This is a genomic window from Pseudomonas sp. AC463 (assembly GCF_979253585.1).
Genome location: NZ_CEEDDZ010000238.1, coordinates 1 through 362, shown reverse-complemented (window position 1 = coordinate 362; position 362 = coordinate 1). Strand labels below are relative to the sequence as shown.

The following is a 362-nucleotide window of genomic DNA, read 5'->3' as shown; positions in this document are numbered from 1 at the left end:
CTTCTGGATATAGTCGCTCGGCAGCGCGCTCCTGAGACCCGGAAAGCCGCCGGCGGGACTATAGGCGGGCAGGAGGTCGCTGGCCGAAGCACCGCGGACCAGCTCGTCCGGATCGGCCAGTATCCCGTCCGACTGGAGCAGCGGTTCCTGCTCCTGCCCCAACAGCGTCGCGTTCAGCCGCGCTCCCGGTGCTAGCTGAAACGGTGTCATCGAACCTCGCCACCAGCTTTCGACGATCGGGTAGCGGCTTTCGCGTTATCGTCCAGCCTCGGTGCGGCGGCGGATTGGCGGATCAGCAGGGAATAGGGATGCTCGACCCGGCGCACGGGGTCACGGCCCTCAAGCTGGGCGATGACCATGTC

At 66.6% G+C, this 362-nt stretch carries 1 protein-coding gene; it reads right to left on the bottom strand.

The genetic code is table 11. The annotated features are described in order from the left end of the window. On the bottom strand, positions 1 to 210 hold a 210-nt coding region (locus tag AC0IYH_RS29950; protein WP_471837730.1), incomplete at its 3' end, for a DUF6445 family protein. Positions 211 to 362 lie beyond the last annotated feature (152 nt).